Genomic DNA, 3599 nt, shown 5'->3' with positions numbered 1-3599 from the left:
ACCACTACAAGGCCGACACGCGTCTGGTCAACGTGCACGTGCAGCGGCTGCGCGCCAAGGTCGAACTCGACCCCGACAACCCCCGCATCGTCACGACAGTGCGCGGTGTGGGCTACCGGGCCGGTGCAGTGGAGTGAGTGTTGTCGACGATCGAGCCGCGTGCAGCGGTCGCGTGAGGTGAGACAGTGGGCTCCCAAGGGGCCGCCGAGCCGTCGTTTCGCCCGCTGATCTGGCGACGCAACTGGAGGGCGTGGCCTGACAACCTCGTGCACCTGTGGCGACGTTCGCTGCGGTTTCGTACGCTCTCGGTGACGATCGTGCTTACGGCCTTCGCCGTCCTCATCGCCGTGACCTGGACTGCTCTGGCCATCCAGGACGATCTTTTCGCCTCCCGCCGCGACGAGGTTACCGAGCAGGCGCTTCGTGCGACGGCATCCGCGCAGACGGTGCTCGACAGCGCTGACACGCAGGGAGATCCGGCGCAGATCCAACGTGTCTGGCTTGGGCTGCGCACGGCGCTGCAGCAGCAGTCCTCGACCGACATGATCGCGACGTTTCGCATGGGGGCGCCCTCGGCCGCAGCGCAGGCATACCGCGTCGGCGAGTTCGACACGGCGATCATCTCCGAGGGGCTGCGCGAGAAAGTGCGGGCCGATGCCAACCAGCAGTGGTGGCAGTCGGTAGCCCTCGATGCTTCGGGCACGCCCGGCATCGTCGTCGGGCAGCAGCTGATCTTTCCGCAGGTCGGCAACTTCGAGGTCTACTACGCGTACGGGCTGGAAAGCGCGGATCAGACGCTCCGATTCGTTCAGGCGACGCTGTGGGTCGTCGGCGTCGCACTGGTCTTGCTCATCGGCGGCATCGCCTGGTTCGTGCTCCGCTCGGTTACAACCCCCATTGGTGAAGCTGCGCAGACCAGCGCGAAGCTCGCGGCAGGGGAGCTCGGTGTTCGGCTACCCGTGCGCGGCGAGGACGAACTCGCAACGCTGGGTGAGTCCTTCAACGCGATGGCCGACAGTATCGAATCTCAAATCAAGGAGCTCGCTGATCTGTCCCTGGTGCAGCAGCGATTCGTCTCGGATGTCTCGCACGAGCTGCGAACCCCCCTGACCACCATCCGGCTTGCCGCCGACATGTTGAACGACCGCCGCGATGACTTCGACCCGGCGACTGCGCGCGCCGCCGAGTTGCTTGCTGCTCAGGTCGAGCGCTTCGAAGTTCTCCTCAGCGACCTCTTGGAGATCAGCCGATACGACGCGGGATCGGTGCAGCTCGAGCTGGAACCGACGAGCCTTGCCCATGTGGCAGAAGATGTGATCGCCTCGATGGAGCAGGTCGCCCACCAGCACGGCACTGATTTGCGCTTGGTCGCACCGGGCGGTTACTCGCCGGTAGATCTTGATCCCCGGCGGGTGCGCCGCATCCTGCGAAATCTCATCGGGAACGCCATCGAGCATGGTGAGGGCAAGCCGGTCGTGGTCACCGTAGACAGCAATCAGCAAGCTGTCGCTGTCGGAGTCCGAGACTTCGGCATGGGTATTGCCGCCGAGGACGCCGCACGCGTGTTCGACCGCTTCTGGCGCGCCGATCCGTCCCGCAAGCGCACCCTGGGCGGAACGGGTCTGGGCCTGGCGATCTCACTCGGCGACGCGAAGCTTCACGGCGGAGAGCTGGCTGTGTGGTCGGAACCTGGACGCGGGGCCCACTTCGTGCTCACGCTTCCGCGCGGCGCGCACCGCACGGGACCCGCGGCGCTTCCGCTGGACTCGCCCATTCCGCTCGACTCGCCCATTCCGCTTGACCCTGGCGACGAGAACACGCTCGACGCCTTCGAGCACACCCAGCCGATATCCACGATTCCCAGCGATGACCGAGCACCGGGAGCTCAGTCATGAGGCGGCTCATCGCAAGCGCGCTGGCAATGGTCGGCATCCTGGCGCTCTCGGCCTGCGCGGGGCTGCCCGTCAGTGGACCGGTCACTGCTGGTCGGCCCGTCGATGAGGTGCTGACCGGTCCTGAGGTGCGCTTCTTCCCGGAGGAAGCCCAGCCCGGAGCGACTCCGGAGGAGATCGTCGAGGGGTTCCTCCTGGCTGGATCGGGCTCGAGCAATGACTGGCAGGCCGCCCGGTCTTTTCTTGCACCCTCGATCCAGTCCTCGTGGGACCCCTCAGCGGGTGTCACGATCGTACCCACGGGGCAGATCGTTGCTCAGCCGGCGGTCGATGACATGGTCAAAGTCACCCTTGCGCCCGTTGCCAGTGTCGACGAGACCGGTCGCTACGAGCCGGCCCTCGGCGGCACCGCAACCCTCGCGTTCGAACTGGTCGAGATAGCGGGCCAGTGGCGGATCGCGAGAGCCCCCGACGGGATCGTCCTCGACGAGAGTGTGTTCGGCACCGTCTTCCATCGGTACTCGGTGATGTACTTCGACCTGTCGTGGACCTATCTCGTTCCCGACGAGAGATGGTTCCCGACCACATCCGCTGCCGTACGCATCACCACGGCGCTGGTCGATGAGCAGCCGAGCGATTGGCTCACCGGGGCAGTATCCACTGCATTCACGGACGACGTGACCTCCGTCTATTCGTCAGTGCCCCAGAGCGCAGGAACTGCGCAGGTTGAGCTGTCGCCGGAGGTACTCGCACTGCCCCAGCTCACGATCGACCGCATGGCAACGCAACTGGAAGCGAGCCTCACCACCGCCGGGATCACGGAGGTGCAGCTGACCGTCGACGGCGTCCCGATCGCTGCGACTCCGGTACCGACCCGCTCGACCGCGGTTACCGGCAGCCCGCTGGTGATGACCGACCAAGGGTTCGGCTTCCTCTCCGGCAACGCGATCACGGCGATTCCCGGGCTCTCGGAGGCCGTTGTCCGAAGTAATCCTGTGGCCGTGCAGGTCGGACCGGACCAGGAAAGCGCAGCGGTCCGCTCAGCGGACGGCTCGGTTGCACGCGCTGAAGCTACCGACGATGTCGTGGTCCTCGACACCCGCAGCGGGCTTCGAGATCCCGTGATCGATGCCCGGGGTTTCGTCTGGAGTATTCCGGCGCGTTCACCGGCCGCTCTCACCGCCTTCGGTCCCGGCGTCGAGTCACCGCTTCTGTCGCAGCCGTGGGCGGCAGCCGGCGCCACCGATGTGCAGGCCGTGTCGATCTCCCGAGACGGGACACGCATGGCAGGCGTTGTGCGCGTCGGTGATCGCACCGAGGTATGGCTGTCCGGGGTCATCCGAAACAACGATGGAGTCCCAGCTCGATTGGGAGAGCCGACCGTTGCGGGCAGCATCGAGGGTGAGGCCGTGTCGATGGCGTGGACGGATGACGTCACTGTGGCCGTCGTTGTGCGATCAGGAACCGAGACCAACCTCGTCGAACAGGTCGTCGGGGGCGCCTCCGCAACCGTTTCCGGTCCCGCCGGCGTTTCGATCTCGACGGTTGCTACCGCCACGTCGAGCGTTCGCCTCCGATCGGAGGAGGGCGGGCTCTACGTGCGCCGCGGCGCGAACTGGTTGCAGACCGCGGAGGGGATCTTGCTTCTCGCGGTTCAGCAGGGCACGCCGCAGCAGTGACCCATCGGCTCCTCCCGAGCGGGTCTGT

General features: G+C 66.3%; 3 protein-coding genes. All 3 read left to right on the top strand.

Annotated elements, in window-relative coordinates; translation table 11 throughout:
* Positions 1-137: winged helix-turn-helix domain-containing protein (locus Q1V87_RS07540; protein ID WP_300591536.1), on the top strand; the 137-nt coding region annotated here is incomplete at its 5' end.
* 48 nt (positions 138-185) lie between these two features.
* A complete protein-coding gene (mtrB, locus tag Q1V87_RS07535; RefSeq protein WP_300591535.1) occupies positions 186-1895 on the top strand; it encodes an MtrAB system histidine kinase MtrB in 1710 nt (569 codons plus the stop codon).
* Positions 1892-3571, top strand: a complete 1680-nt coding sequence (locus Q1V87_RS07530) for an LpqB family beta-propeller domain-containing protein (RefSeq protein ID WP_300591534.1) — start codon at positions 1892-1894, stop codon at positions 3569-3571. Before mtrB ends, Q1V87_RS07530 begins: the two co-directional genes overlap by 4 nt.
* Positions 3572-3599: the final 28 nt, after the last annotated feature.

It is taken from the genome of Microbacterium sp., from assembly GCF_030149085.1.
GTDB lineage: Bacteria > Actinomycetota > Actinomycetes > Actinomycetales > Microbacteriaceae > Microbacterium.
Note: the sequence above shows the minus strand (reverse complement) of the source record. Positions and strands in the feature narration are given on the sequence as shown.

Coding starts and splice junctions, on each gene's coding strand:
- Q1V87_RS07530 (WP_300591534.1), top strand. CDS start 1,892: ATGAGGCGGCTCATCGCAAGCGCGCTGGCAATGGTCGGCATCCTGGCG.